The following is a 5,169-nucleotide window of genomic DNA, read 5'->3' on the forward strand; positions in this document are numbered from 1 at the left end:
TGGGTAACCCGGCAGGACGCCGGGTTAGCCGTCCTGGGCCAAGGATGGCCCATGACGGCGGCCCACGGATTCAAGCCGGAGTGAGGGCACACCGAACCTAGGCGAGGTGCCGAGTGTTGGGGCAAGAGCCCTTTGGTTACTTTGGGGCTTTTCCAAAGTGACCCGCTGTAAGAGCGGAACCCTAAGCCGCCGTTACCTAAATAACGGATATACCCCCAATCAAAAAACCTTGACCCCGATCAAGGGACCCCCACCCCATTCTCCGTAACCTCACTGCATCTTGTGTCTTAAATACTAAAAACATCTATATGTAGTGCCTGGAGCCCGGAAAATGCAAAACACGCTCACCCCGCTGGTCAGCACCCGCCTACACAAACGCGACGGCAGCCTAGTCCCCTTCAACGCCGAAAAAATCCACCACGCCCTGACCGCCGCCGGTACCGCCACCGGCGAGTACCAGGAGGCCGACGTCGACCTGTTACTGGGTGCTGTCCTGGCTCGCCTGAGGGGCATCGAACACCTGGACGTCGAACAAATCCAGGACAGTGTCGAACGCGTATTGATGGACGCCGGCTACTTCCTCTCCATGCGCGCCTATATCGTCTACCGCGAACAACACGGCCGCCTGCGCCGCGACCGCAAGACCCTGGTGGAAGTCGCCACCTCGATGAACGAATACCTCGACCGCGAAGACTGGCGCGTGCAAGCCAACGCCAACCAGGGCTACTCCCTGGGGGGGCTGGTGTTGAACGTGTCGGGCAAGGTCACCGCCAATTACTGGCTCGACGAGGTCTACAGCCAGCAGATCGGCCGCGCGCATCGTGAGGCGGATCTGCATATCCATGACCTCGACATGCTCGCCGGGTATTGCGCCGGCTGGTCGCTGCGTTCGCTGCTGCACGAAGGCCTCAATGGCGTGCCGGGCCGTGTCGAAGCGGGGCCGCCCAAGCACTTGAGCAGCGCCCTGGGGCAGATGGTCAATTTCCTCGGCACCCTGCAAAACGAATGGGCCGGCGCCCAGGCGTTCAGCTCGTTCGATACCTACCTGGCGCCTTACGTGCGCAAGGACCAACTGAGTTACGCCGAGGTGCGCCAGGCGGTACAGGAGTTCATCTACAACCTCAACGTGCCGTCGCGCTGGGGCACCCAGACGCCGTTTACCAACCTGACCTTCGACTGGGTGTGCCCGGAGGATCTGCGCGAGCAGGTGCCGGTGATCGGCGGTGAGGAAATGCCGTTTGCCTATGGCGACCTGCAAGCGGAAATGGAGCTGATCAACCGCGCCTATATCGAAGTGATGCAGGCCGGCGATGCCAAGGGCCGGGTCTTCACCTTCCCGATTCCCACCTACAACATCACCCACGATTTCCCCTGGGACAGCGAGAACGCCGACCGCCTGTTCGAGATGACCGCGCGCTACGGCCTGCCGTATTTCCAGAACTTCCTCAATTCCGATATGCAACCCAACCAGGTGCGCTCGATGTGCTGCCGCCTGCAACTGGACGTGCGCGAGCTGCTCAAGCGCGGCGGTGGGTTGTTCGGTTCGGCGGAGCAGACCGGCAGCCTCGGCGTGGTGACGATCAACTGCGCGCGTCTCGGCTACCTGTTCAAGGGCGACACCTCGGGCCTGCTGCAACGCCTGGACAGCCTGATGGACATGGCCATGGAAAGCCTGGAGGTCAAGCGCAAGGTGATCCAGCACCATATGGACGCCGGCTTGTACCCCTACACCAAGCGTTACCTCGGCACCTTGCGCAATCACTTCTCTACCATCGGCCTCAACGGCATGCACGAGATGCTGCGCAATTTCACCGGCGACGAGCAGGGCATGCACACCGAGGAAGGCCGCGCATTTGCCCTCAAGTTGCTCGACCACGTGCGTGCCACTTTGCTGCGCTTCCAGGAAGACACCGGCCACCTCTACAACCTCGAAGCCACCCCGGCGGAAGGCACCACCTACCGCTTCGCCAAGGAAGACCGCAAGCGCTACCCGGACATCCTGCAGGCCGGCAGCGACGTCGCGCCGTACTACACCAACTCCTCGCAATTGCCGGTGGGCTTTACCCAGGACCCCTTCGAAGCCCTGGAGCTGCAAGACGAACTGCAATGCAAGTACACCGGCGGCACCGTGTTGCACCTGTACATGGCCGAGCAGATTTCCTCGGCCCAGGCCTGCAAGCAGCTGGTGCGCAAGGCGTTGGGACGTTTCCGCCTGCCGTACCTGACGATCACCCCGACGTTCTCGATCTGCCCGGTGCACGGTTACCTCGCCGGTGAGCATGAGTTCTGTCCCAAGTGCGATGAAGTGCTGGCACTGGCCGCTGCGCACTGAACCGATCTTCCAACCCGCAAGGAGATTCACCATGCAAGCATCCCAGCCACAACGTCAGCGCTGCGAAGTCTGGACCCGGGTGATGGGCTATCACCGGCCCGTGTCGGCGTTCAATCCCGGCAAACAATCCGAGCACAAGGAGCGGGTGCATTTCACTGAAACGGCCGCCGTGGCCGGGCGCCAATGAGTCGAGCGCTACGGGTCGGGGGCCTGGTGCCCCTGACCACCCTCGACTACCCCGGCATGCTCGCCTGTGTGCTGTTTTGCCAGGGCTGTGCCTGGCGCTGTCGTTACTGCCACAACCCGGACCTGATCCCACCGCGCGGCAGCACGGAGGTGGATTGGCGCCGGGTGTTGCTGTTTTTGCAGCGGCGCAAGGACTTGCTCGACGCCGTGGTGTTCAGTGGTGGCGAGCCGACCTTGCAGGAAGGCTTGCCAGCGGCCATGGATGAAGTGCGGGAGATGGGCTTTCGCGTCGGCCTGCACAGCGCCGGGATCAAGCCGGCAGGGTTTGCCAATGCGTTGCGGCATGCCGATTGGGTCGGCTTCGACGTCAAGGCGCTGGCCGAGGATTGCCAGTTGATTACCCAGGTCAGGAACAGCGGTGCCGCCAACTGGCGCAGCCTCGACACCCTGTTGGCCAGCGGCGTGGAATACGAGTGCCGCACCACGGTGCATTGGCATTTGATCGACCCCCCTCGGTTGCTGTTGCTGGCCCAGCGTTTGCAAGCCAACGGTGTGCAACGCTTTGCGGTGCAAATGGTGCGCACGGCCAGCATGCTCGATACGCAATTGTCGAGTTCACCGGCACAGGCTGCCTTGCCGGAGTTATGGAGCCGATTGCGCGAGTTGTTTCCTGCTTTTGTATTGCGAGGGTGATCGGCGCCCTCAAGCGGATTTTTATAGATGCTGCCCATGACGGGCAGGTTTTCATCAGGGACTATCACAATGAAGCAATTAACCACGGCACAACGCATTGTCATCGGTTTCGCGATTGCGCCGCTGGCGCTGGTCGGCTTGGTGTTTTACGCCCTTCACGACCTGGCGACCCTCAAGCAGCAGTCCGAGCAGATCGTACAGCAGGACTGGCCCAGAATTGCGCCGATCATGGTGATCGCCACCGGGGTGCGCGATAACGGGCGCAACACCCGCGACCTGCTGATCGACCAGGACAACCAACAGGCCCAGGCCTCCATCGGCACCACGCGCGAGCGCATCACCCAGGCGTTCGCCACCCTCGAACCGCTGCTCGACACCGCCGAAGGCAAGGCCGCCTATGCCACCTTGAAAACCCACCGCGAAGCCTACGTGGCGGCCTTCACCCAGGTGCAGGCGCTGATCCGGCAAGGGGCGCGCGAGCAGGGCCTGGCCCAGCTCAAACAGCAGGTGATCCCGGCCGAGCTTGAGGTGTTCAAGAGCCTGGATGCGCTGATGGCCATGCAGGGGCGGCTGTTCGCCGAGCGTCAGCAGGCCGCGCAAACCCTGTATGACGAGGCGCGAGGCACCATGCTCGGGCTGTTCCTGCTGTGCCTGGCCCTGGTGGTGGTGGCGGCGGTGATCGTCACGCGCAGCGTCACCCGCCCGCTGGGCGGCGAGCCGGATGAAGTGGCGCGGGTGTTGAGCCACATCGCCGAGGGTGACCTGACCCTCGAGGTGCCGTTGGGCAACAGTATCGACGGCAGTGTGATGCGCAATCTGCACCAGATGCAGCAGAACCTTAACCAGATGGTCCGCCATATCGCCGCGTCGGTGGACGGCGTGGCCAGCTCGTCGGAAGAGTTGAGCGCGGTCAGCGGCCAGACCAGCAGCAGCCTGCAGTTGCAGGGCCAGGAAATCGAACAGGCCGCCACGGCGGTGAATGAAATGACCGCCGCCGTCGACGAGGTGGCACGCAATGCCGTGAGCACCAGCGAAGCCTCGCGGCTGTCGGAGCAGACCGCCCAGCGTGGACAGGCGCAGGTGCAGGAAACCGTGGCATCGATCAATACCTTGGCCACCGGCGTGGTGGAAACCTCGGAGCGTATCCAGCAGCTGGCCGGCCGTGTGCAAGACATCAGCAGCGTGCTCGAAGTGATCCGCAGCATTGCCGACCAGACCAACCTGCTGGCGTTGAACGCGGCCATCGAAGCGGCCCGCGCCGGGGAAGCCGGGCGCGGGTTTGCGGTGGTCGCCGATGAAGTACGCGCGTTGGCCCACCGCACCCAGGTCTCGACCCAGGAGATCGAGCAGATGATCGGCAATATCCGCCAGGACACCGAACACGCCGTGGCCGCCATGCACAGCAGCAGCGAGCGGGTACAGGCGACCTTGAGCGTGGCGCAACGTTCGGGAGAAGCGCTGGACGAGATCACCCGGTCGATCTCGCAAATTAACGAACGCAATATGATGATTGCCAGCGCCACCGAAGAACAGGCGCTGGTGGCGCGGGAAGTGGATCGCAACCTGGTGGGCATTCGCAACCTGTCGCAGCAGGTGTTGCAGGGCGCGATACACACCGAGACGGCGGGGCATGACCTGGCCGGGATGGCGGGGACGCTGCATCAGACGGTGGCGCGGTTCAAGGTGTAACTTCGGCTGGTGCGGTCAAAACTGTGGGAGGGGGCTTGTTTCCGTGGCGGCCGTCGGGCCGACCATGTCGTTGGATTTGATTGAGTACATATCCGTTGCTGCGGTCACGGCCACTTAGGGTTCCGCTCTTACAGCGGGTCACTTTTGGAAGAGCGCCAAAAGTAACCAAAAACGCTTCGCCCCAACACTCGGCACCTCGCCTAGGCTCGGTGTGCCCTCACTCCGGCTTTGGAGCGTGGGCCGCCGCGATGGGCCATCCATGGCCCAGC

4 protein-coding genes are annotated in these 5,169 nt (G+C 63.0%); all 4 read left to right on the forward strand.

The window, feature by feature from the left end; all coding sequences use genetic code 11:
- The first annotated feature begins 331 nt into the window (after window positions 1-331).
- The 4 genes from BM416_RS30205 to BM416_RS30220 all read left to right on the forward strand — a co-directional run bounded on the left by BM416_RS30205 (window position 332) and on the right by BM416_RS30220 (window position 4,900).
- Window positions 332-2,332 carry a ribonucleoside triphosphate reductase gene (locus tag BM416_RS30205; protein ID WP_027607169.1) on the forward strand — a complete coding sequence of 667 codons (2,001 nt, stop codon included), beginning with the start codon at window positions 332-334 and terminating at the stop codon, window positions 2,330-2,332.
- 31 nt (window positions 2,333-2,363) lie between these two features.
- Entirely contained in the window at window positions 2,364-2,519 is a 156-nt protein-coding gene (nrdD, locus tag BM416_RS30210) for an anaerobic ribonucleoside-triphosphate reductase (protein WP_049712898.1), read from the forward strand.
- Complete coding sequence (locus tag BM416_RS30215) at window positions 2,516-3,211, forward strand: anaerobic ribonucleoside-triphosphate reductase activating protein (RefSeq protein ID WP_092490394.1); 696 nt, start codon at window positions 2,516-2,518, stop codon at window positions 3,209-3,211. Before nrdD ends, BM416_RS30215 begins: the two co-directional genes overlap by 4 nt.
- Window positions 3,212-3,280: 69 nt before the next feature.
- Window positions 3,281-4,900 (forward strand): methyl-accepting chemotaxis protein, encoded by a 1,620-nt coding sequence (locus tag BM416_RS30220; RefSeq protein WP_092490395.1) that lies wholly within the window; start codon window positions 3,281-3,283, stop codon window positions 4,898-4,900.
- The last annotated feature ends 269 nt before the right edge of the window (window positions 4,901-5,169 follow it).

Origin of the sequence: Pseudomonas sp. NFACC42-2 (assembly GCF_900116055.1) — a bacterium.
Taxonomy (GTDB): Bacteria; Pseudomonadota; Gammaproteobacteria; order Pseudomonadales; family Pseudomonadaceae; genus Aquipseudomonas; species Aquipseudomonas marginalis.